This window comes from Amazonocrinis nigriterrae CENA67, assembly GCF_016056305.1.
In the GTDB taxonomy this organism is placed as follows: Bacteria; Cyanobacteriota; Cyanobacteriia; order Cyanobacteriales; family Nostocaceae; genus Amazonocrinis; species Amazonocrinis nigriterrae.
In genome coordinates this window covers 29966-52798 of the sequence record NZ_JAECZC010000033.1, presented here as the reverse complement: position 1 = coordinate 52798, position 22833 = coordinate 29966, and the positions used below count along the sequence as shown (strand labels likewise).

The 22833-nt window shown below is 41.6% G+C and carries 17 protein-coding genes and 1 pseudogene; 7 read left to right on the top strand and 11 right to left on the bottom strand.

Features of this window, described 5'->3' with window-relative positions; genetic code table 11:
• Positions 1 to 259 precede the first annotated feature (259 nt).
• Positions 260 to 868: a 30S ribosomal protein S4 gene (gene rpsD, locus I8748_RS17795; RefSeq protein WP_096557265.1), complete on the top strand. Its 609-nt coding sequence runs from the start codon at positions 260 to 262 to the stop codon at positions 866 to 868.
• Between the two features lie 71 nt (positions 869 to 939).
• Here the strand turns inward: rpsD and moaA are convergent, their stop codons facing one another.
• From moaA to I8748_RS17780, 3 genes are all read right to left on the bottom strand, one after another.
• Positions 940 to 1926, bottom strand: a complete 987-nt coding sequence (moaA, locus tag I8748_RS17790; RefSeq protein WP_198125900.1) for a GTP 3',8-cyclase MoaA — start codon at positions 1924 to 1926, stop codon at positions 940 to 942.
• A 513-nt stretch (positions 1927 to 2439) separates the two neighbouring features.
• Positions 2440 to 3045 (bottom strand): trypsin-like serine peptidase, encoded by a 606-nt coding sequence (locus I8748_RS36065; protein WP_318781236.1) that lies wholly within the window; start codon positions 3043 to 3045, stop codon positions 2440 to 2442.
• Between the two features lie 219 nt (positions 3046 to 3264).
• A complete protein-coding gene (locus I8748_RS17780; RefSeq protein ID WP_198125899.1) occupies positions 3265 to 4200 on the bottom strand; it encodes a trypsin-like serine peptidase in 936 nt (311 codons plus the stop codon).
• 564 nt (positions 4201 to 4764) lie between these two features.
• Between I8748_RS17780 and I8748_RS17775 the strand changes: the two genes are divergently transcribed.
• Positions 4765 to 5061 (top strand): hypothetical protein, encoded by a 297-nt coding sequence (locus I8748_RS17775; protein ID WP_198125898.1) that lies wholly within the window; start codon positions 4765 to 4767, stop codon positions 5059 to 5061.
• Between the two features lie 480 nt (positions 5062 to 5541).
• On the opposite strand, the gene I8748_RS17770 is transcribed toward I8748_RS17775, so the two are convergent.
• Together I8748_RS17770 and I8748_RS17765 are read right to left on the bottom strand one after the other, a co-directional pair.
• Positions 5542 to 8739, bottom strand: coding sequence for a CHAT domain-containing tetratricopeptide repeat protein (locus I8748_RS17770; protein WP_198125897.1), 3198 nt, complete (start codon positions 8737 to 8739; stop codon positions 5542 to 5544).
• A 577-nt stretch (positions 8740 to 9316) separates the two neighbouring features.
• A complete protein-coding gene (locus I8748_RS17765; RefSeq protein WP_214662629.1) occupies positions 9317 to 10126 on the bottom strand; it encodes an SDR family oxidoreductase in 810 nt (269 codons plus the stop codon).
• Positions 10127 to 10228: 102 nt separating this feature from the next.
• Here I8748_RS17765 and I8748_RS17760 point away from each other — a divergent pair, with 102 nt between their 5' ends.
• Entirely contained in the window at positions 10229 to 10597 is a 369-nt protein-coding gene (locus tag I8748_RS17760; RefSeq protein ID WP_214662628.1) for a MerR family transcriptional regulator, read from the top strand.
• Positions 10598 to 10838: 241 nt separating this feature from the next.
• Here the strand turns inward: I8748_RS17760 and I8748_RS17755 are convergent, their stop codons facing one another.
• From I8748_RS17755 to thrB, 3 genes are all read right to left on the bottom strand, one after another.
• A complete protein-coding gene (locus I8748_RS17755) occupies positions 10839 to 12452 on the bottom strand; it encodes an NAD(P)H-quinone oxidoreductase subunit 4 (RefSeq protein ID WP_198125907.1) in 1614 nt (537 codons plus the stop codon).
• Positions 12453 to 12766: 314 nt separating this feature from the next.
• Complete coding sequence (locus I8748_RS17750) at positions 12767 to 13279, bottom strand: prefoldin domain-containing protein (RefSeq protein ID WP_214662627.1); 513 nt, start codon at positions 13277 to 13279, stop codon at positions 12767 to 12769.
• 133 nt (positions 13280 to 13412) lie between these two features.
• A complete protein-coding gene (gene thrB / locus I8748_RS17745; RefSeq protein WP_198125905.1) occupies positions 13413 to 14327 on the bottom strand; it encodes a homoserine kinase in 915 nt (304 codons plus the stop codon).
• Between the two features lie 357 nt (positions 14328 to 14684).
• On the opposite strand from thrB, the gene I8748_RS17740 reads away from it, so the two are divergent.
• Positions 14685 to 15470 (top strand): Uma2 family endonuclease, encoded by a 786-nt coding sequence (locus I8748_RS17740; protein ID WP_198125895.1) that lies wholly within the window; start codon positions 14685 to 14687, stop codon positions 15468 to 15470.
• Between the two features lie 199 nt (positions 15471 to 15669).
• Here the strand turns inward: I8748_RS17740 and I8748_RS17735 are convergent, their stop codons facing one another.
• Positions 15670 to 16860 (bottom strand): MFS transporter, encoded by a 1191-nt coding sequence (locus I8748_RS17735; protein ID WP_198125894.1) that lies wholly within the window; start codon positions 16858 to 16860, stop codon positions 15670 to 15672.
• A 1131-nt stretch (positions 16861 to 17991) separates the two neighbouring features.
• Between I8748_RS17735 and I8748_RS17730 the strand changes: the two genes are divergently transcribed.
• The 3 genes and pseudogenes from I8748_RS17730 to I8748_RS17720 all read left to right on the top strand — a co-directional run bounded on the left by I8748_RS17730 (position 17992) and on the right by I8748_RS17720 (position 20191).
• Positions 17992 to 18351 carry a Mo-dependent nitrogenase C-terminal domain-containing protein gene (locus I8748_RS17730; RefSeq protein ID WP_198125904.1) on the top strand — a complete coding sequence of 120 codons (360 nt, stop codon included), beginning with the start codon at positions 17992 to 17994 and terminating at the stop codon, positions 18349 to 18351.
• A gap of 223 nt (positions 18352 to 18574) precedes the next feature.
• Positions 18575 to 18742: pseudogene (locus tag I8748_RS17725) on the top strand (cupin domain-containing protein); the annotation flags it as partial.
• A 702-nt stretch (positions 18743 to 19444) separates the two neighbouring features.
• Positions 19445 to 20191 carry a creatininase family protein gene (locus I8748_RS17720; RefSeq protein ID WP_198125893.1) on the top strand — a complete coding sequence of 249 codons (747 nt, stop codon included), beginning with the start codon at positions 19445 to 19447 and terminating at the stop codon, positions 20189 to 20191.
• Positions 20192 to 20532: 341 nt separating this feature from the next.
• Here the strand turns inward: I8748_RS17720 and I8748_RS17715 are convergent, their stop codons facing one another.
• Together I8748_RS17715 and I8748_RS17710 are read right to left on the bottom strand one after the other, a co-directional pair.
• On the bottom strand, positions 20533 to 20955 hold the full coding sequence (locus I8748_RS17715; protein WP_198125892.1) for a peptidoglycan-binding domain-containing protein: 423 nt from the start codon (positions 20953 to 20955) through the stop codon (positions 20533 to 20535).
• A 322-nt stretch (positions 20956 to 21277) separates the two neighbouring features.
• Complete coding sequence (locus I8748_RS17710) at positions 21278 to 22669, bottom strand: malic enzyme-like NAD(P)-binding protein (RefSeq protein ID WP_198125891.1); 1392 nt, start codon at positions 22667 to 22669, stop codon at positions 21278 to 21280.
• Positions 22670 to 22833: the final 164 nt, after the last annotated feature.

Genomic DNA, 22833 nt, shown 5'->3' with positions numbered 1-22833 from the left:
CATAATTAATAATCCACACAGAAAGGACAAAAAGAATTGAATATGTACCGTGGGACACACGGAAACTTACGCTTGGGGAGTAGTCCATCAGAGTGCTTGCTGTAAAAGTGTAGTCGGACTAGACATAAAACTGTAAGACCAAAATCAGCGTTGCTGACGGAGGCGGGATTTAGCCCAAGAATCCTCGCACTTTTAGCGTGAGGAATGTCAAAATAGTATGTCTGGGTAAAGTTAAAACAGGATTAGATTAAGGAAACTCATGTCCCGATATAGAGGGCCACGCCTTAGAATTGTACGTCGCTTGGGCGACTTACCAGGATTAACTCGTAAAAGCGCCAGACGCGCTTATCCGCCAGGCCAGCACGGCCAAAACCGCAAAAAACGCTCTGAGTATGCTATCCGTCTAGAGGAAAAGCAAAAACTCCGGATGAACTATGGTCTGACAGAAAAGCAACTGCTACGCTATGTACGTAAAGCTAGACGTGTGACTGGTTCTACCGGACAAGTGCTGCTACAACTGTTAGAAATGCGCTTGGATAACACCGTTTTCCGCTTGGGTATGGCTCCCACAATTCCAGCAGCGCGTCAGCTAGTGAATCACGGTCATGTGACAGTTAATGGTCGTGTAGTGAATATTGCCAGCTACCAGGTTCGTCCTGGTGAAGTTATTGCTGTCCGCGAACGCGAACAGTCGAAGAAGTTGGTAGAAAACAACTTGCAATATCCCGGCTTGGCTAACCTTCCCAGTCATCTGGAGTTTGACAAAAACAAATTGGTTGGCAAAGTTAACGGTGTGATTGAGCGCGAATGGGTAGCACTGCAAGTTAACGAACTACTTGTGGTGGAATACTACTCACGTCAAGCTTAAGGAGTTAGGAGTTAAGAGTTAGGAGTTAAGAGTTAAAATCTTCAATTCATAACTCATAACTCATAACTTTTTTATCCACCAATTTGCGACATGGTACGGCTATACGTACCCGAAGTACCAGTGTCGCGCCCTTTGAAGTTAATTTCTGGCTTGATTGCTAATAGGTGTCTGACTTGCTCTCGTAATTGGGTGGTGCTAATACCAGCACGCAGAGAAGTTTTTAAGTCAATTTGACCAGTTTCATTTAATAAACAGGGACGCAGCCAACCATCAGCACTCAGGCGCATCCGGTTACAACGATCGCAAAAACACTCGGACATCTGACTAATAAATCCCAGTGTTCCCTTCGCTCCCGGAATTTGAAAGATATCAGCAGGGCCAGCACCACAAACTTGAGATTCTGTCAAGCCCCAGCGATCACGGATGCGTTGTCGTAATTCGGCTGAAGTTACCCAACCGCGATCGCTAAATAATTCCCCATTACCGATAGGCATAAATTCAATAAACCGCACATGCCATTGTTTGTCAATTGTCAAGGCGGCTAAATCCAGAATTTCGTGGTCATTGACCCCAGGAATTACCACTACATTAAGTTTCAAAGGGTCAAATCCGACACGATGAGCGGCTTGAATTCCATCCCAGACTCGTTGCCAACGAGGGCGACCGCGATTACCGATAATTTGGTCAAAAGTATCGCTATCAAGAGAGTCGAGGCTGATATTAATGCGTCGTAAACCTGCATCGTAAAGGTTTTGTGCTATGGGAGCAAGTAAAAAGGCGTTGGTCGTCATTGACAAATCTTGAGTTTGGGGAAAAGATGCGATCGCCCGTACTAACTCCACCACACGGGGACGCAGTAGAGGTTCCCCCCCAGTCAAACGAAACCGCCGAAAGCCAAGGGGAATAAATACTTCTTGAATGAGGGTGAGTAATTCCTCATCAGTTAACAGTTGTTGGTTGAGAATATAGTCCAGTTCTGCTCCCTCTGGCATACAGTACTGACAACGAAAATTGCAGCGATCGATTAAGCTAATCCTGAGGTAGTCTACCTGGTTCATAGTTAGTGTTTATTTTTATTGTATTTTCTGCCAGCAGGTAGGAGATGGGGGGATGGGGAGATGAGGGAGATGAGGGAGAAATGAACAGTGACAACTGACCACTGACAACTGACAACTGACAACTGACCACTGACCACTGACAACTGACTAATTTCTACCAGCCAACTGATCCAAGAAAGAGATTTTCACTGCCAAGTTGACTATATCTCGTCGAGATTTAGGGTCTTTAATCTCGGCATTGTTAAGGGCGACAATGTAGGGTTCACCATCTATTAAACCAATGATTGGCCCGCCAGAAGAACCACCGGCAGTGTCACAATCATGAAATAGTATTTCTTGTTCTTCTCCGACAATACTACATCCAGCTTGAAATCCAGCAGTCCATCCAGGGCCAGCACTCAGGAATTCATAACCTTTTTTACTGGGATCGGGAAAGTCTCCAGAATAGCCTACGAAGAAGAATTTTTCTCGGTTCTTAATTAGAGCTGAAGAAGGTATAGATTTCCATCCGATTTAACCATACTTGCGACCTAGAGGTTTATTAATTTTCAAAATTGCCCAATCGTTAACTTGATTGGTAATGCGATCGCCTTTGAAATCAGTACCATAAATCACTTGCTCTACCAGAGCTATGTCTCTTTTATTTTGCACATTACCATTAATAACGTTTGGTAGAAACAGAATTTGTTTACTTAATTGATGGGTTTCAGGGTCAATAACACAATGGGAATTTGTCAAAACTATATTGTCAAAAATTAAAGTCCCTGTGCAATGATAGCTTTTGGCATCGGCTGTTGTTCCTTGCACGCGACCGATAGTAGACCAAGGATATTCTCTGCTCAGCATGGGGACGCGATCGTCTATACCGTCAGGAATTCCCCTAACACCTCCAGTAGGTTTTTCAGACTGATTTAATGTAGAAGGTTTGTAAGGTTTACCACTTTGTGATAATGGCAATTTATCTGCATCTTTAAAATTAGTGAATTTAGGCGGGGTAGTTTGTGGTGCTTCTCTATTTGCTTGGGCTTGAACAGATACCCAACCACCTAATGTTGTGACACCAAGAATTGCAGTAAAAAATAAAGCCAAACTTTGTTTATAGAAAGGCTTTTTAGTCATTGATTTAACTCCTTGTACAATTTTGGATTTTAGATTTTGGATTTGGGATTTGGGATTGTAAAATAGTTCGTGGAATTTGCATTTAGCGTTTTATATTTGCTACTCTTCATCATGACCTAAGCCTCAACATAGTGATTATTCACAACGGTCATTTATCATTTGTACCGTTAACCGTCATCAGTCATCACTTAACAGTTATCAGTCATAAGTCAACTTAAACTAATTTTGTTGCAACCATTCATCCAAACGAGACATTTCTACTGCACGGTTCAACAGCAAACCATTAACTTCGTTTGCACCGGAGTGAAGGGCAACAATATAATATTTACCGTCAAAATTGCCGATAATTGCTCCTCCGGAGGCACCGCTATTAGTATCACAATTGTGGTAAAGCAAATTATCCTTTTGGCGTATAATACTACATCCTATATGAACGCCAGCAGTATTACTTTTACCCGCTGTTAAGTCTTCATATCCTTCTTTTTTAGGATCTGGAAAATCGCCGGAGTAGCCTACTAAAGCAAACTTTTTGCTATCACCAACCAAAACAGAAGCAGGCAGAGATTTCCAACCTAAATAACCGTATTTTCTACCGATGGGTTTGTCCAGCTTTAGTAGTGCCCAATCTTGGGCAAAGTCTGCTAAATTCCTATTTTTAAAGTCTGTGCCGTAATAAACTCTAGTTGCATAAGCAATATCATTTTTATCGCGGACAACACCGTTAACTAAGTTTGGCAGAAATGCGATCGCTTTACTTACCTTTCGAGTGTCAGGATTAACCACACAATGAGCATTGGTTAAAACAACGTCTTCCGCAATCAACGTTCCCGTGCAACTATAACCACTATCATCATCAGCTATTCCTTCAATCTTTCCAACTGCTGACCAAGGATAATTTCTGCTAGTCATGGGAATCCGGTCATCTTTAGAACCAATTATTACCCGTGTTCCTCCGGGAGATTGCTCAGACTGATTCGGTACGGAAGGTTCGCCCTTACCTTGTAATTTAAATTCTGTAGGATTTTGGACTTTAGTAAAACTTGGTAGAGCTTTTTGAGATTGTGTTTGGGCTGATACTGATGCCCAAATACCTAAAACTGCTGTACTAATTATTCCTACACAGGGAAAAATAAATTGTTTAGATTTCAACATCATCTTCACAGAATTTATCCACGAGTAATGAAAAATAATGATTTTTGGCAATAATCACATTGACAAAAATACTGCCATTTATGAAGAAGGGGAAGGGGAAGGAAACCCCATATTTAAAAATAGGGGCTTTATACCATATGGGGAAAAGTTTTAACTTTAATTCCCTTCCCCTTCCCCTTTTTCTTTTCCCCTTTTTGGTAATTTTATTGTTATTTTATGAAGTTGCTCAAATAAACTCGTGTCGGTTGCATTTTTTGCAACAGGGAAATGGGCGGTTAAAAACCGCGTCTACACAAACAAAACCCAAACGCACCTTGAATTGTTGACAGTGCGAGATTCCTACGCCATGATACTGCCTCAATTCCCAATTCCCAACCTCAACAAATAATTTAACTGTATAAGTCCTAAACTAATGACAAAAAAATTTTTGCAATTAGGGATTGCAAAGTATAAAATTATACTTTATATTATAAATGTACAGTCAAATGTACAAGAAAGGCGATCGCCCCTGTAGCAAGGCACTGCGATCGCCCTTCTTTGAACACCTAAATAGGAGTCAACACTATCATGACACAAGAAAAACAGTCCGGAGATGATCAAGACTTTGCCAAAGGAGAGTTTGAGGGTTATTTGCCAAGCGAAGACTCAAATACACCCACTCCTAAGCAATCTTTTGCAAAACTCTTACCTACCAGAGAACCGATAAAGCATTTACTGATAGGTTCTCCCAAAGCCGTTACTGGGACAATCCACTATTTGCAAGTGATTGGCTATGCAAACGTGGGAGACTGGAGTCCACTATTACCAACCGGAAACGGTGATGAAGTGATGAGTATTCTCATCCGTCAGATTGTAGTTTCCTAACTTGTAAACCCCCGTTTTCTTTGAGAGAACGGGGGATTTTAGATTTGGGATTTTGGATTTTAGATTTTGGATTTTAGATCCGGGATTTCGGATCTTAGATCTGGGATGTCGGATCTTAGATCCGGGGTTTCGGATTTTAGATCCGGGGTTTTGGATCTTAGATCCGGGGTTTCGGATCTTAGATCTGGGGTTTCGGATCTTAGTTTTGTAGGGTGCGTTATTGCGCCAGCATAACGCACCGCCAGAGATTTACGGTGCGTGTTTGACTATTGTCCATAACGCACCCTACTAGCTAGACACAAAAAGACTTTTCATATGATGTCCGGCAAATTGCCCATAATAAAAACACCCCACCCCCAACCCCTCCCCGTGAACGGGGAGGGGCGACAAAGCATCGCTTTGGCGGGGTGGGGTTCCGACAGCAGTACGCCCTACCCATATAGAGATGGTATCACCACCGCGCCGACTCCCCAATTCCCTTTACCGCCATTCACCGAGTAAAGTAAAACTTGCCCAAGAATAGGGATTTTGCCAATTTTTTTGTTGCCAAAGTTGCAATTGTGCCGCTCTGAGGGCTGCTGCCGGCGATAAACCACGCTGTAACATTTGGCTGTAAAATTGTTGCATTAATAATGATGTCGCTTCATCGTCAACTCTCCACAAAGACACCACAACTCGTGCTGCACCTGCATACATTAAGCCTCTTGTCAACCCAACCAATCCTTCACCCTTGACTTCCTTACCGAGTCCGGTTTCACAAGCACTTAGCACCACTAACTCCGCTGGTAAGTTGAGGTTAAAGATTTCGTTCAACCTTAAAAAGCCTTTTTGAGGCTTACCTTGTTTGTCTACCAACGACAGCACAATTCCTGATAATTCTGGGTTGGTGCTGTCTACAAAGCCGTGGGTAGCAAAATGCAGCATCCGATATTGACTCAGTTGGGTGCTAGTTGCCCAGTTATAATTTGCGTCAAAATCAAAAGCTTGTAAACTGTTTGATGTTACGAGTTTGAGAATTGCTTGTGCTTCAGTGCGAGTATTTTCCAGCCTTTCAATTTCGCTGCGGTCAACGCTTCTCATTGACCGCTTCAAAGCAGACTCATCTGATTGTAAGATGAGATTATTATCAGCATTTGCAGATTTGCCAGTGACGCGATGATCATCGACACTAAATACTGGGTCGGCTAGGATAGCAAGAGTTTTAGGTGCAACAGAACGCTTTTGAATTTGTTTACGGAGAATAGCAATAGTAGAAGCGGAAGGCAAACTAATAATTTCATGGTTGACTAGCAATGGTTGATAATTGACCTCTCCCCCGGCCCCTCTCCTACGAGGAGAGGGGAGTATATTTTGCTCCCCCTTCCCTAGTTGATCTTGCTCCCCCTTCCCTCGCAGGGAAGGGGGTAGGGGGGTTAGGTCATTCAACGCCGCAAAGGGAATGTATTGTAAAGCTTCATCCCCAACAATTACTAGACGTTTTTGCCCCAACTTGTTAGCAACAGGTGCAAGAATAAGTTTACTTAATTTCTCAGCAACTTTGCCAGTTTCTTCTGGAGAAACACCGCTCATTCCTGGGTTTCTTAAATTATTGTATAAATCTTTTGCTACTTTGTTAATTTGTTCGCGTCCTGGTAGTTCATAGCTATCAAGAGAATTAGGAGTCACAGCCCAAACATAGCTACGTTCTTCACCCAAAGAATACTGCAACAGCAAAGTGTCTTTATCGAGTTGTTGCTGAATTTCTTTTAAAGTGAGGGGTTGAGGATATTGAAGTGCAGCATAGTCAGAGTTAGTAGCGCGAATTTGTGCTTCCAGTTCTTTTTGTTGCTTGAACAAATCTTCAATTTGTTGTTTGGTTTCTGTTATCAGTTCGGTTGGTGGTTGTTTTTGACTTGATAATTGTGAGAGTTGTTTTTCTCTGGCATCAATTAGTAATTGTAAACGGCGTTCTTCTGTTTGTAATTTGGGGTCAACGCCTTTTTTAATATCTACGTTAGCTTCAGTTAATAGTTCTATTAAACCTCTGGCACGGGAGCGATCGCTTGCTTGCAGCGCCAAACCATCATATCCTTTTGCTGGGTCTTTTTTGTGCAACTGCATCAACAAGTCGATGTAGAATTTGTAAACGTTTTGCTTTGAGGCAAAGTAAGAAGCACGTAAATCTTGGCTAGCAACTTTGGTGCGTAATTCCTCAATAATTTTAATGGCTGCTTCGATTTGGGTGAGTGCTGTTTGCAAGTTGCCTTGATCTCGTTCTACGAGAGCAATATTACCGAGGGTAGTAGCCTCGCTTGCTTTATCCCCCACAAGCCGCACCAGTAGCAAAGCTTGGTTGTAGAATGAGAGGGCTTGTTGCTTGTTGCCTAAAACATAGTAGACATAACCGATATTATTGAGAGTACTAGCCTCGCCAGCTTTATCCCCCACAACCCGCCATAATGGCAAAGCTTGGTTGTAGAATGAGAGGGCTTGTTGCTTGTCGCCTAAAGCATCGTAGACAGCACCGATATTATTGAGGGTTCTAGCAACGGCAGCTTTATCCCCTACAAGCCGAGATAATGGCAAAGCTTGGTTGTAAAATGAGAGGGCTTGTTGCTTGTCGCCTAAATCTGAGTAGACTAAACCGATATTATTGAGAGTAGTAGCCTCGCCTGCTTTATCCCCTACAAGCCGAGATAATGGCAAAGCTTGGTTGTAGAATGAGAGGGCTTGTTGCTTGTCGCCTAAAGCTGAGTAGACAAGACCGATACTACTGAGAGTAATAGCCTCGCCAGCTTTATCCCCCACAAGCCGAGATAATGGCAAAGCTTGGTTGTAGAATGAGAGGGCTTGTTGCTTGTCGCCTAAAGCTGAGTAGACTAAACCGATATTATTGAGGGTAGCAGCCTCGCCTGCTTTATGCCCCACAAGCCGAAATAATGGCAAAGCTTGGTTGTAGAATGAGAGGGCTTGTTGCTTGTCGCCTAAAGCTGAGTAGACAACACCGATACTACTGAGAGTAATAGCCTCGCCAGCTTTATACCCCACAAGCCGCCATAATGGCAAAGCTTGGTTGAAGAATGAGAGGGCTTGTTGCTTGTCGCCTAAAGCTGAGTAGACAAGACCGATATTATTGAGAGTAGTAGCCTCGCCTGCTTTATCCCCCACAAGCCGAGATAATGGCAAAGCTTGGTTGTAGAATGAGAGGGCTTGTTGCTTGTCGCCTAAATCTGAGTAGACTAAACCGATATTATTGAGGGTAGCAGCCTCGCCTGCTTTATACCCCACAAGCCGCCATAATGGCAAAGCTTGGTTGAAGAATGAGAGGGCTTGTTGCTTCTCGCCTAAATCTGAGTAGACACGACCGATAACAAGAAGGGTAAGGGCTTGCTGAGATTTATCGTCTAGTTTTCGCCATAGCACTAGTGCTTCTTCCCATTTAACAATTGCACCTTGCAGCGATTCTGCTGTCCCTTGTTCGTAAAGTTTTAAACCTTCTTGCAAAGCTTGTTCAGCAGCGGCGCGAGTTGCATCCTGTTGTGTTGTTCCTTGTTGTGCTATCTGCAACGGTATATTTTTGGATGATGCTCCCGTTGATTCACATAGCAAAACTACACTCAGCAAAACAGTTAAACTGTAGCGGCTAAAATTCGGTAGCAAGTACCAAAAAAACCGCCCAGACTTTGCACACCTGTTCATTTTTAAGCCTCAAGTAATGATTGGTGACACTGAAAGCGCAAATACTGCCATTGGCTAATTATTCAATTGTCTTCAGAGATATTACTGAAAATTTATCTTGATTTTATGGGTGCATCTAGCAAACTTTGTTTTGGTTTCGCTTTTTGTAACCAATACTATTTCCAAAAATATTTGCAACATATAAATTGCCTGTAGGGGCGTACAGCTGTCATTGGTGTCAATTTAAGTTAAAACGCTTACTCCATCAGCGTTTTACCCCACCCCTTAATCCCCTCCCCGTTCACGGGGAGGGGAGACAAAGCGTAGCTTTGGCGGGGTGGGGTTCCGATAGCACAATTTGCAGCGATCGCTTCTGAAAAAAGAATGCAACAGATACCTTGTAGGGGCGTGACTAATGACAGTCATCAGTCATCAGTCAACACAATTAGATATGCAATCTTTGGCGTTGCTGATTAAAAATATGAATTTGTCTCACGCAAAGTCGCCAAGACGCAAAGGTACAAAGAAAAGGAAAGGTAATTTTGGCATTTCATATTCTGATTTGGCAACGCTCAATCTTTTATGCAAAACAGCTTATTCATTTATTGCTTCCAAGCATCAGACGTGTAACAAGATATCGCCACAAGGAATCAGGAAGAATCGCGTGCATGAAAAAGAAGACTTCGCCGTGTGGAGAATATCGTAACTTGTGTGAGCGATCGCTTGCAGCCTTGTAGATAGTTTTAGCGACTTTTTCAGGGCCAGGCAATGAATTATTTAATCCCTCGCTGAAATCCTTCACATGCTTAACCATATCGCTATAGTTTGGGTGACTTGCCCAAGCTGAACCATGATTGATAAAATTTGTTTTGATTCCACCTGGCTCAATAATCTTGACTTGAATATTAAAACGACGCAACTCATAGCGTAGAGACTCAGAAAGCCCTTCCACAGCCCATTTTGTCGCATGGTAACAGGAAGTCAGAGGAAAAGCTAAACGACCGCCAATTGAAGTAACATTAATAATTGTGCCGCTTCCTTGTTGTCGCAGAATCGGAAGAACTGTTTGAATTGTAGACACCAATCCAAAGACATTGGTTTGAAATTGCCGCTCTAATTGTTCAGGCGTCACACCTTCAAGTGGCCCCATCAGGGCATATCCTGCATTATTTACTAATACATCAATTCGCCCAAAACACTCTAACGTTTCACGGACTGCAATTTCAATCGTCTCAGGGCGTGTGACATCAAGACGTGGACAAATCACCTTGTCTGCTTTTGTCCAATCTCCTGCATTAATAGGCGATCGCATGGTTGCTGCAACATTCCAACCTTTTTGCAGGAAATACTTGGCAGTTGCTTCGCCAATTCCACTGGAAGCACCTGTAATCAAAACTGTTTTGTTCATGCTCGATATCACTTCTAGAAAACTAGATATTGTTATCAAGCAGCGTAATCTATGGAGTATACTCCACAGTCAAGAGGGTTTGGTAATTTTTGGGTTACTAAAATGCTGATTGGTGAACTATCCAAGAAAACAGGTTTATCAAAGGATACGATTCGTTTTTACGAAAAACTGGGACTAATTACTGCCAGCGATAGGCAAGCAGGAACAAGACTTTATAAAGAATACAGTCCAGAAACAGTAGAACGTTTGTTGATGATTAACCAAGGCAAAGGGCTGGGATTCACACTCCGTGAAATTAAACAGTTGCTCAATGAGTGGGGCGATGGCACGCTGTCTAAGCGAGATCAAATCAGGATTATTGAGCGTAAGGTTGAAGAAATTGCTGAAAAAATGCGACAACTAGACACAATCAAAACATACCTTGTCAATAAACTCAGTAAACTGAATCAGGAAATTTTGTCAGAATCCTGATCCTTGCTAATACCATCGCCAAAAATATTTGCAACATATAGACAATACGGTTCAGTTAAGGCTAAAACTTTTTGTCAAAGTCATTCTTTTAATGAACTGCAAAGGACGCAAAGAGTTGTATGGGCGTACAGCTGTACGCTCCTACTCAGCAAAAACAAAATTTAAGGGGTGATTTTATAATCACCCCTTTATTCCCCTCAAAAATATAATTTAGTTGTTGCACCCTAGTTGGAAAGTATATTTACTTTGAAATATTAACTAAACTTTCAACCTCAGAAGTAGCCAATGTTGGCGCTGTGAAAATACGCGAGTACAAACTTGATGGTTGCTGATGAGCTACAACTGGTAGAACTTGACGAGCATGTGCCGCTAATTCTACTGTCTTCACATCATAAGTCTGCGTTGCCAACTTGGGATAAAAACCGATGCCGATGATTGGTAGAAGTAAACAAGCGGTGATAAACAATTCGCGGGGTTTGACATCGGATATAACAGCATCCAAATGCAACTCTTCGCTTTGCTTGCCGTAGAACACTTGGCGGAGCATGGAAAGTAAGTAAATCGGTGTTAAAATCACACCAACCGCTGACAACAGCACAACTACAACTTTGAAGCTAGAACTGTAAACATCACTGGTAGCGATACCGAGGAACACCATCAACTCTCCCACAAAACCACTCATTCCTGGTAAGGCCAGAGAAGCCATTGCACCAGCAGTAAACAAAGCAAAGGTTCTAGGCATTACTTTGGCGATACCACCCATTTTATCCATCATCAAGGTGTGGGTACGTTCGTAAGTCACACCAGATAAGAAGAATAAGCTAGCGGCAATTAAGCCGTGGGATACCATTTGTAAAACTGCACCACTGATACCAATTTCTGTATAAGAAGCAATACCTATTAACACAAACCCCATGTGGGCAATTGAAGAGTAAGCCAAGCGACGCTTGAGGTTGGTTTGGGCAAAGGCACAGCAAGCACCGTAAACAATGTTCACTACACCCAAAATCGCTAGTACTGGGGCAAAGTAAACATGGGCATTAGGTAACATTTCTACGTTGAAGCGGATGAGGGCATAACCACCCATTTTCAACAACACACCAGCTAAAATCATGGAACCAGGTGCTGATGCTTCACCGTGGGCATCAGGTAGCCAAGTGTGCAAGGGGAAAATTGGCAGTTTTACACCGTAGGCAATTAAGAAACCTGCATAAACCAACAGTTCCAAAGCTTTGGGATATTCCTTCATTCCCAGAGTTGCCATATCGAAGGTGACAGTATCTCCAGAGAATGCCATCGCAAAACCCGCAACTAAGATAAATATTGATGCTGCGGCAGTGTAAAGAATGAATTTGGTAGCTGCATAGCGGCGCTTTGGCCCTCCCCAGATGGAAATCAGCAAGTATACAGGTACTAACTCGATTTCCCACATCAAGAAGAACAACAGCAAATCTTGGGCAACAAATACGCCAAGCTGAGCGCTGTACATTGCCAGCATCAGACCATAAAATAATCGCGGCTTGTTGGTAACTTTCCAAGCCGCGAAGATTGCGAGGGTGTTAATTAAGCCTGTCAAAAGCACCAAGGGCATCGATAAACCATCAACCCCTACAGCCCAGTTCAAACCCAATTGCGGTATCCAAGAGTAGTTTTCTACAAGTTGGAGTGTTGAGTTTTGAAAGTCGTAACCATGCCAAAAGGCATAAATCATTAATGCAAAGTCTGCGAAAGCTACTCCCAGACCATACCAGCGGACAGTTTTACCTTCTTTGTCTGGAATCAGCGGAATGGCTAAGGCAGCCACCAAGGGCAAGAGAATTATGGCTGTTAGCCAGGGAAATTCAGTAGGAATCATCACTTATGACAATCATTTTTCGTTTTTTCTTTTAATTACATTATATTAAGGAATTCGTACTTTTGTAAACGTTGTTTATCTCTGGAATCGGAAAATTTAATATTTCACTAGGAATAAATGCTCAGCAAATAGCAGTTTATGAGTATTTTTAGGAATAAATACTCATTAAATTGTATTGTATTACTTCTCTAAATGTAAAGATTTACAAACAAAGTGGGGAATGGGACATGGGGCATGGGGCATTGGAAATTGCAAACTATTTATTTTCCCCTGCTCCTCTGCTCCCCTGCTCCCCTGCCTGCCCAATAATTCCCTCAAACAATGCGGTTGACAATTGTCCACACTTCCCCATCTGATCGCACATGAGGAACTGATATGGTTTTAAAGCCTGTGATAAAAGGCTTGTAATACACTTGCCAATACAAGGGACTGAGATGATCGGCACAGGCTTTGAGTAAACGGATTTCTGTTGCCAGTTCTGCCGCCAGCTGATTAATGCGTTGGGCATGAACCTGAGCCACTTTTTTAGCTTCTTCCAACTGCTGCTGTTGGGTAAGTTGTTTTGATTCAACTTGCCATCGGGCTAATTTTGCTTGTTTTTGCTGTAGTTGCACGTTTAGCGCCGCGATCGCTCCATCTATGCCTTGAATTTCAGCAGATAATTGGGGATTTTCTCTAGCTTGGCGACGATAAGCTTCAACTATTGCTAGAGGTGAATCATTCTCGCTCTTCATTACATTATTAATAGTGAGGGCAGCGCGTTCTTGCTGGAGAGCCTGAATTTGAGAGGTAAGCGCTGCTATTTCTGCTTGAATCTGCTCTATCATAATGGTTTAAAAACTTCTAAATTGTAAATTATTTGGTTAAGACTGTTCTTTGTTAGTTGTCAGTTGTCAGTTGTCAGTTGTTAGTTGTGTTTTGCCACTGACCACTGACTACTGACCACTGACTACTGACCAATTAGGTGAAAACTGCGCCTTGGGTATCTAAAGAAAGCGATCGCACTGTGGCTGTTATTCCTGCTGCTTCCCAAGCTGTGGCCATGGCGACTTCTGTTGCTTGGGAGTTAGCAGCATTAACTAAAGCTAACAGTGTCGGCCCTGCACCACTAATCACCATGCCATAAGCACCAGCAGCAACCGCCGCCGCATTCACAGCTTCGTAACCAGGAATCAAAGCTTGGCGGTAAGGTTGATGTAACTTATCTTGCAAAGCTGCTTGCAACCATTCTCCCTTACCAGTTTGCAAACCACGCAACAATAACCCTAGATGTGCCGTATTAAAAATCGCATCTGCACGACTGACTTCAGTCGGCAAAACTCGCCGCGCTTCCTTGGTGGAAAGCTCAAAATCAGGAATCGCCACCACTGGGACAATATCTTGATGCCAGGGAATATCACAAATTTCCCAACCTGTGTTACTAGTAGCTGCGAGACGACATCCTCCTAATAAAGCGGGAACTACATTATCAGGATGTCCTTCCATTGCGATCGCTAGTTCCATCACTTGCAACTCAGACAAAGGCGCACCTGCCAGTTGATTAGCAGCAACTAACCCGCCGACAATCGCCGTCGCCGAACTACCTAAACCCCGCGCCAGTGGTACACCCAACTGAATTTCTATGTTCACCGATGGCGGCGTTTGATCTATATATTGATATAACTTCAAAAATGCCTGATAAAGCAGATTACTTTCATCAGTTTGCACTCGCAGAGCTTCCGCACCTGTGACATGAATCATTAACCCGCCTGCTTGCAAGCGAGTGAACTTAAATTCGTTGTATAGCGTTAAAGCTGCGCCAATGCAATCAAAACCAGGCCCCAAATTAGCAGTTGTGGCGGGAACGGAAACAGTAACACCAGAAACAACAGACATCTGCAAATACTCAACTAACCAATCAACCAGCATCCCATGTAAAGGGTTGATTTGCTCATTCAAGATGCTAATTGTCTGTCTGTACTATCTATCAAGATATAGCAAAGTGCTGAGTGCTGAGTGCTGAGGAGCCACTGCGGTCTTGGGGTTTCCCCAAGTGGAGCATGTGGCGTTGCTGAGTATAAACCCGGTTATTTCAAGGCTTTGAGCCATCAGCATTGTCCTAACAGATGTGACCACGGTTATATCATAAGGCGATCGCTAATTTTTCTCCAAGTGCATTGTTGGAATCGCTTATTTTACCATACAAATCGGCTAATCTAAAAGCATGAAGCTCAAACGAGGGAGAACCAAACTATGTCATCTGACGCCATCAAAGAGACAATCTCCCAGAATGCAGAATCATGGGATTGGGAAAACCCTCCCATGCCTCCCACTGACTTAATTTTCGATGATGGAGAACCTTTGGAGAGTAATCGCCACCGCATTGCCATGAATGTTTTGATTCGGTCGTTGCAACAAACTTGGTGCGATCGCAATGACTTCTTTACGGGTGGTAACATGTTTGTTTACTACAACAGCGCTCAAGCACGTAATCGAGATTTTCGTGGCCCAGATTTTTTTGTAGTGCTAGATGTTGATGGCACTATTTCTAGGCAAGGTTGGGTAGTTTGGGATGAAGGCGGTCGTTATCCAGATGTGATTGTCGAATTAATGTCACCAACGACTGCTGAAGTAGACATCACAACTAAGAAAGATATTTACGAGCGCGTTTTTAAAACACGAGATTATTTTGTGTTTGATCCCTTCGATCCCAATTCTCTGCAAGGATGGCAGTTAAATGGTAACTTGCGCTATCAACCCATAGCACCAGATGAGCGCGGTTGGCTTTGGTGTCAGACTTTAGGCTTTTGGCTAGGAACTTGGCAAGGAACCATAGACCGAGAAACAGCTGTTTGGTTGCGATTTTACGATGATTCGGGAAATTTGGTTTTGTTACCAGAAGAAGCAGCTCAAGCTCAAGCTGATCAAAAACGCCAGGAGGCCGAACAAGAAAGACAAATAGCTGAACAAGAAAGACAAAGAGCCGATCGCTTGGCGGAACAATTACGTACACTGGGCATAAATCCAGAAGCGTTATGAGCTACTGTGTGTCCAAATTGCAAATTATCTGGTTAAGACTGTCATTTGTCATTAGTCATTAGTCATATCATGTCCGTTTAAATACTTATGATATCTGTGGAGGTCGGTAATTGGTAATTGCTGGTTTTTACTATTCCCTATTACCAATTACCCATTACCTATTACCAGGCAAACTGACTATAATGTGTTTTAGCTGAAATTAGGTAACTGATATTTTCTTAGTCAGAAAAATAGACACAGCCACTACTGCAAAAGCAACCTCAGCTAACAAAAATGCTCCTACTGATTTGATCCCGATTAATTTAATTAACAAAGAGATGAGCGCAGTTCCCCCAGCGCTACCACCAAAATATAATCCAGTACCTAAACCTGCTCGATGAGGGGGAATTTTAGCTAATACTAAGGAAATCATACTGATAAAAACTATGCTTAAACTAACACCGAAAGCAAGTATTAATCCTATTGCTATGATATTATTGTCATTAAGTAATGTTAGGGCCATTAAACTTGTCATTGTCCCCAAGCCAAGCAACATAGATTTATTAGGGCCTAATTCTGCTGTCCATTCTCCTAAAGGAACTGAAGCGATCGCTGACACAAAAAGGATTTCAGCCTTAATAAATTCTACTTTTAATCTTGGCAGCTGAGTTTGCAATTCTTGAGGAAATATTGATAATAGTAAATTAATTTCCAAACTTGTGGCTAAACCAATCACAAAAATCAGAATTAACAGCGCTGTGGGAGTTTTAGCAGTAATTTGATTCCGGTTAGAAGCATAAAACACATGTTTGGGAGTGAATAAGCGCAAAATGTATGCTCCCAAAATTAAAGCGATCGCTCCCACAAGAAAAGTAATTGATGCACCCATACTGTAGAGTCTGGCATTCCACATTAAGCCAATGGCTGCTACTAACCCAAATACAAACACGAGGATGGCATTGGCTTGGGGTAATTCGGCGATGGGTGCGAATTGTGTTAAAAGTGCGATCGCAGGGCCACGAAACATAATTATTGCTATCACCCAAGCAGTCATCAGCACTGGTAAAATCCAACGTATACCCAATGGTAGGCTATATTCCACTAACAGCGATACAGTTACAAGAATTAAACCTGCTAGCATGACTCCCACACTAATCAACGGTAGGCGGCTACCTAAACGCTGCTGAATGCGATCGGAAACTCTTCCAATCAAAGGTTCTATAACTGCTGCAAGTAAGCCTTGCAATATTCCTAGCCAACTAGCCAGTTCAACAAATTCTAGTTTTCGTAAAATTTTAGGCTGATAAAAACCGTATGCCATCCAACTGAAAATGATCGCTGCTAGTAAAGCGGCTAATCCCCAAACTTGTCGCCATAAAATTTCAGGGCGGCTATTGAAAGAGTTAACCATGATACTGCCTTACTCTCCTCGATACCTCGTGCAATTGTAAGACAATCGTATTAGAAAAATCGCATTAAAAATTGCATATTTTTTAGCTTTTTCAAAGCATACTTTGTACAAAGTGGAATACATTCATACAGATATACCAAGAAGAAGTATTAAAATTATCAATAAGATTGTTGCAAACTACGCATACTTAAAAAAACCAAAGTAAGCTACAAATTATGTGTTTTGCTTTGTAAGATTATTCAGTGCAGTTACTAGCTGATTAGCAGTGTAAATATAAACTACACTTTTGGTTCATTTGTAGACAAAATACATCTATAGGATGATTTGAAAATCTTTTAGGCTTATACCAAAAGTCTATTTTAGTTGGTTTTGAAACATATTATCTGACTAGACCCATATATAATTTATGTCCAATTACTGAGTAGTCTGAAAAACTGCTGTACTAGCTACTCTTTTTTTAATATTCAATAACTAACTTTTATTATTATTCCTGATTCAGAGCTTCAGCTTTTCATATGGATTCTCAATATTATTTGCCTTTATTGGGTCTATTTGCCTCATATAAGTGTAAAATGTCTTCTCCCTGTTTTTTATGGGTTATCCGTATCACTATATTAGTTTGTACTTATCAAACGAATTTGTACTAGTTATTAAATAATCTCTAGGTTAAGAACTGTAACATATATAACAATTTATTTTATACTGCATAGCCTAAAATTATTAGTGTTTAAAAAGTAATGTCAAGAAAACCCATATGGAGTAAGAACAATGGAGCATTTTGCCAGTACCCGTGCAATTCAAGGTACTGTGTAGTTTCAAAACCAGCTATTTAAAGGCAACATAGGGGATCACTATCTGTCATATCAGTAATTAATAAGTTAAAGAAATACCACTTTTAGAATTTCTTTGTTATTTTGTATTTAACGGGACAGTTATTTCCCATTTGCTGAGTTTAAATAACAATTAGTTCAGCTAGATTACCCATAAATACTATGCCAGTTATTTATTGTTTGCTTGCCTTAGTTCTACCAGAAAACTCTAGCAAGCGTAGAAACAGTTGGGCTAGATTGCATGGGAATCATCAAACATGATGACTGATTTATTAACACAAGGAAAATCTTAACTATGACTATACTCAAAGCAAAAAATCAGAATATGATTATGCCTGCTTTTATTAACCTGATGAATGTGAATCATCAAGCAACTAGTCAAAAACAATTTACTCAACCCAAATTAGATTTACTGGAACCATTGCGTAACTGGCTTGACGAAATAGAAGTGCAGAATCGTAAATTAGCTCATCTGATTGCTAAACTTATTCCTGCACAGTGCCCTTTTGAGCGTGATTTAGTATTGTTTGGTCGCAAAATCGTTCATATTCCTCCTATGTGTAAGCTCAATCCACTTTATGAGCAATTTATAGGCTTGCGTTTTCGTGCTTTGTGTTATTTGGCAGATCAATGTGGAGAAGATATCCAGTCTTACTGCTAACTACAAATAGATATAATACACCATGGAAATTAAAATTGAGCATCAACCCAGTCAACAACGTCTCAATCAATTGGGTGTGTTCAAAGGGGCAATTTGGCAAAAATAAGTTGACAAAGTATTCCTAGAGATATAGCAAAGCGCTGAGGGTGAGTTCTAAGTAGGAAGCCAGTTGTTTCAAGGCTTTGATGAATGAACATTGTCCTAACCTATGTGACTACAGCTATATAATCGTCTAGAGATTTGCTACTTTTTGACAGGCGATGTTATTGTTACGCCTGATGGAGGACAACCGATGCTAATGGGTAAAGGAGATTTAGTAGCTTTTCCTGTCGGCACGTCCTGTACATGGGAAATTAGAAGCGACGTAAGAAAGTATTATCGCTGTGATTAGTTAATATTCAAGGCCAAGAATCAGGAACCACTTCTCTGATATCCTTGTATTCTTTGTCCTCCAAAACACAAAAATTTCAGAACTTAATTGGAATTTTGATTGTAGGAAGGTTCGCAGCGAGCATCATAGGATAAAGTAGCAGAATCGGTAAATTGCTTATATCCATATCTCTCAAAACTTGTTGCGACCCCATCTCCTAGACAATATTTATAGAAATAGACAGTCTCATTGCCACCAAATTTGGCAGCAAGTTCCTGCCAGATGGGCGGTTGGTATTCAAAAATATAATTATAGAATTTTGCGGCTTCAGCTTGAGCGTAATTATAATCTCCAGGATATTCAGAAAAGTCTGCGTTAAAATTTAGGGTAATATATTTCGCTTGGTTATTGACAAAGGTAATAGAGAAATTACTTTTGGGAAACTGGGGAAATATTCGCCGGAAGCTTTTGGGATTATAGATATAGATAACACCATTGCCATTGGTTTGTTTGCTAATGGGACAGCCAAAATAGTGTTCATATCATGTCCGCTTAAACAATTATAATATCTGTGGGGGTCGGGAATTGGGAATTGGGAATTGGGAATTGGGAATTGGGAATTGGGAATTGGTAAACTGTATTTTCTCCCCTATTGGCCATTACCCACCAATAAGCAAAAAAAGTTGCTTCCCACTGCAATTATGATGAGGATGTTAAGCAAAAATGTTACTGCATTTGAGTACCTGGCAGGAAGTTGAAGTTTATTTACAGCAGTCTAAAGGTATTATTCTCCCTATTGGTTCCACAGAGCAACACGGGCCAACGGGATTAATCGGTACTGATGCTATTTGTGCAGAAGCGATCGCTCGTGGTGTGGGTGAAGCAACTGGGGCGATCGTTGGCCCTACAATCAATGTAGGTATGGCACTGCATCATACCGCCTTTCCTGGGACAATAAGTCTGCGTCCTACCACTATGATTCAACTGGTGCGAGACTACATCACTTGTTTAGCCAAAGCTGGTTTTACCAAGTTTTACTTTATCAATGGACACGGTGGTAACATCGCCACCCTCAAAGCTGCTTTCTCTGAAACCTACGCTTACTTAGAAGATTTGCAGATTAACAATGCTCAACTAGTACAATGTCAAGTTGCTAACTGGTTTATGTGCAGTTCTGTATATAAACTTGCTAAAGAATTATACGGCGACCAAGAAGGCTCTCATGCAACGCCTAGTGAAGTAGCCCTCACCCAGTACGTTTATCCAGAAGCAATTAAGCAAGTGTCCTTCTCACCAGAAGTTGCATCTGGACACAAGATTTATGGTGCAAGTGACTTTCGAGTGCGCTACCCAGATGGACGCATGGGTTCAAATCCTGGGTTAGCAACGCCTGAACATGGTAAGCAATTTTATGATTTGGCGGTGAAAGAACTCAGCAATGGCTATTTAGAATTTGTAAGTCCAGAATAAGCTAAAACACATCTAAATAGCATAATTATTCATGTTCGCGTAGCGTCTGGGTTAGGAGAAGGTCGTTGACCGATGACCGATAACTGATGACTGTCATTAGTCATCGGTCAACACAATTAGATCTGCAACTTCAATCCGGAACAGCCTTTTGCGTTCCGCTTCGCTTCATTCGCTTTTGATTTATATCAACCTGAAAGTGATACCATGTCCGCTTAAACACTTATAATATCTGTGGGGGTCGGGAATTGGGAATTGGTAAACTGTATTTTCTTCCCTATTGGCCATTACCCACCAAACCAACTATATCGTAAGTAATTAGCCGAACTTGATATGAAACGGTATTAAGCTATTTGTTTAGCAATAGCATCTAGATATTTACGCAGTTCTAGGGTAGCGACACCAGTAACAAATCGCTCATCTTTTCCATAATATTGGGCTTCAAATTTCTTCACAGCTTGCACAGTTTTCGGGCCATAAAAGGGTTGGTCTTTTGGTAGACCCGCATTGACGACTACGTTCAATTCGTATTGCAGAATTTTGATTACTTCTTCTACTTTTGCCATAGTTTTTGCACCCACTATGCCATCAACTAAAAGTCCATAATCTGCTTGGAAGTTTCTAATTGCCTGTAGAGTTTTGTTGCCTGTGAATGGAGAATTATCAGTGGTGACAGGAAAACCAAGAGCAGGATTAGCAAAATCTTTCGCCAGATATCCTAAACCAAATAAGATAGAACGGAATTGAGCATTTGTATAAGTAGTCATAGTGATAAACCTCTATATTGAGTAACTAAATTCCCATTACTTTCGGGAAAATTGGTGTTTGTTGTTTACACAAAAGATCTACAAACACAACTAAAAAATTTCCTGAATTACTCAAAATAAAATTTTAAATATCAACTAAAAAAATCTCATATTTTTCTTGTATTCACCCAATCGGGTGATATTTATTTGTCGTTTGATAGTGTAAGTTAGTACATCCTCAATGGCTACGAGCAGCTAAAAATTATCTGTGTTGAACAGAGCGATCGCTTTGTGGAAAAATTATCCACAGGAGCGTCAAATCTGCGCTCCTGCAAAGGTTTAATTAACTTTGAGCAATACCTTCTTCACGGGCTGCGCGTTGTACAGCCGCAGCAACAGCACTAACAACACGTTCATCAAAGACTGAAGGAATAATATGCTCCCGATCCAAATCTGAAGGTTTCACCAATGACGCGATCGCACTCGCAGCTTCTAGATACATTGTGGTGGTAATGGTCTGTGCCCGACAATCTAAAGCACCACGAAATACTCCCGGAAAAGCTAAGACGTTATTAATTTGGTTGGGGTAATCACTGCGACCAGTAGCGATAACTGCTACATTTTTACTGACTAATTCTGGTTGAATTTCTGGAATCGGATTAGCCATGGCAAACACAATCGGGTCTTTCGCCATTGCTTGCACCATTTCTGGTGTCAAAACTCCCGGAACACTGACACCAATAAATACATCTGCCCCTTGTAGCGCACCCGCTAGAGTACCTTGGGCTTTCACTGCAAATTCCCGCTTTTCCTCTGTCAAGTCAGTGCGACTAATAGAGAGTATACCTTTAGAGTCGCACATCCAGATTTTTTCTGCCCCGGCTTTGCGGAGTAAACGCGCGATCGCTACCCCAGCCGCCCCGGCACCATTAATCACGATGCGGATTTCTGCAATTGACTTATGTACCAACTTCAAAGCATTAAACAAAGCTGCCAAGGTGACAATTGCTGTACCATGCTGGTCATCGTGAAAAACGGGGATATCTAATTCTTGCCGCAATCTCTGCTCAATTTCAAAGCAGCGAGGTGCAGCGATATCCTCTAAATTTACACCGCCAAATACCGGAGCCAGATTTTTCACTGTACGGACAATTTCATCTGTATCTTGAGTAGCAAGACAGATGGGAAAAGCATCTATACCAGCAAATTCTTTGAACAACATCGCTTTGCCTTCCATTACAGGCAAAGAAGCAGCTGCGCCGAGATTTCCTAACCCCAAAACAGCACTACCATCTGTAACAATAGCAACAGTATTTTGTTTAATAGTTAAATTGTAAACTTCTTGTGGGTCTTGAGCGATCGCAGTACAAATCCGACCGACTCCGGGCGTGTAAGCCATTGCTAGATCAGCAACACTTTTGAGAGGAATTCTGCTGGCAATGCTAATTTTGCCACCGCGATGTAAATTGAACGTGCGATCGTAGACACTCAGCACCTTGATATCGGGTAATGCTTTAATAGCTTGCACAATGGTTTCAGCATGTTCAGTACTAGCCGCATCAACAGTAATATCGCGGGTAGACTCCTTGCGGCTTTGTTCGATTAAATCAATTTGACCGAGATTACCACCAGTAGTTGCGATCGCCTGGGTAACTGACGCCAACATTCCCACACGATTGGGAATCTGCAAGCGTAGCGTCAAACTAAAACTAGAATTGGGAGTTAGGTCTGCCATGTTGATTAGAGATTTTAAGTTTTTGATTTTATACTGAATTGCTCAATAAAAATTCAACTGTCACCAATTTTCTGTAAACTGGCACTTAAATAATTACACCTTTACCTCCAAAAAAACTAGCATTCTCCTTCTTGGCGTCTTGGCGGTTAGATAAATATTAAGTG

Bases quoted from the DNA above. Each gene is read 5' to 3' on its own strand.
- I8748_RS17780 (WP_198125899.1), bottom strand. From the start codon at position 4,200: ATGATGTTGAAATCTAAACAATTTATTTTTCCCTGTGTAGGAATAATT.
- I8748_RS17735 (WP_198125894.1), bottom strand. From the start codon at position 16,860: ATGGTTAACTCTTTCAATAGCCGCCCTGAAATTTTATGGCGACAAGTT.
- I8748_RS17760 (WP_214662628.1), top strand. From the start codon at position 10,229: ATGCTGATTGGTGAACTATCCAAGAAAACAGGTTTATCAAAGGATACG.
- I8748_RS17710 (WP_198125891.1), bottom strand. From the start codon at position 22,669: ATGGCAGACCTAACTCCCAATTCTAGTTTTAGTTTGACGCTACGCTTG.
- moaA (WP_198125900.1), bottom strand. From the start codon at position 1,926: ATGAACCAGGTAGACTACCTCAGGATTAGCTTAATCGATCGCTGCAAT.
- I8748_RS17770 (WP_198125897.1), bottom strand. From the start codon at position 8,739: ATGAACAGGTGTGCAAAGTCTGGGCGGTTTTTTTGGTACTTGCTACCG.
- I8748_RS17720 (WP_198125893.1), top strand. From the start codon at position 19,445: ATGTTACTGCATTTGAGTACCTGGCAGGAAGTTGAAGTTTATTTACAG.
- I8748_RS17750 (WP_214662627.1), bottom strand. From the start codon at position 13,279: ATGATAGAGCAGATTCAAGCAGAAATAGCAGCGCTTACCTCTCAAATT.
- I8748_RS36065 (WP_318781236.1), bottom strand. From the start codon at position 3,045: ATGACTAAAAAGCCTTTCTATAAACAAAGTTTGGCTTTATTTTTTACT.
- thrB (WP_198125905.1), bottom strand. From the start codon at position 14,327: ATGTCTGTTGTTTCTGGTGTTACTGTTTCCGTTCCCGCCACAACTGCT.
- I8748_RS17775 (WP_198125898.1), top strand. From the start codon at position 4,765: ATGACACAAGAAAAACAGTCCGGAGATGATCAAGACTTTGCCAAAGGA.
- I8748_RS17715 (WP_198125892.1), bottom strand. From the start codon at position 20,955: ATGACTACTTATACAAATGCTCAATTCCGTTCTATCTTATTTGGTTTA.
- I8748_RS17765 (WP_214662629.1), bottom strand. From the start codon at position 10,126: ATGAACAAAACAGTTTTGATTACAGGTGCTTCCAGTGGAATTGGCGAA.
- I8748_RS17755 (WP_198125907.1), bottom strand. From the start codon at position 12,452: ATGATTCCTACTGAATTTCCCTGGCTAACAGCCATAATTCTCTTGCCC.
- I8748_RS17740 (WP_198125895.1), top strand. From the start codon at position 14,685: ATGTCATCTGACGCCATCAAAGAGACAATCTCCCAGAATGCAGAATCA.
- rpsD (WP_096557265.1), top strand. From the start codon at position 260: ATGTCCCGATATAGAGGGCCACGCCTTAGAATTGTACGTCGCTTGGGC.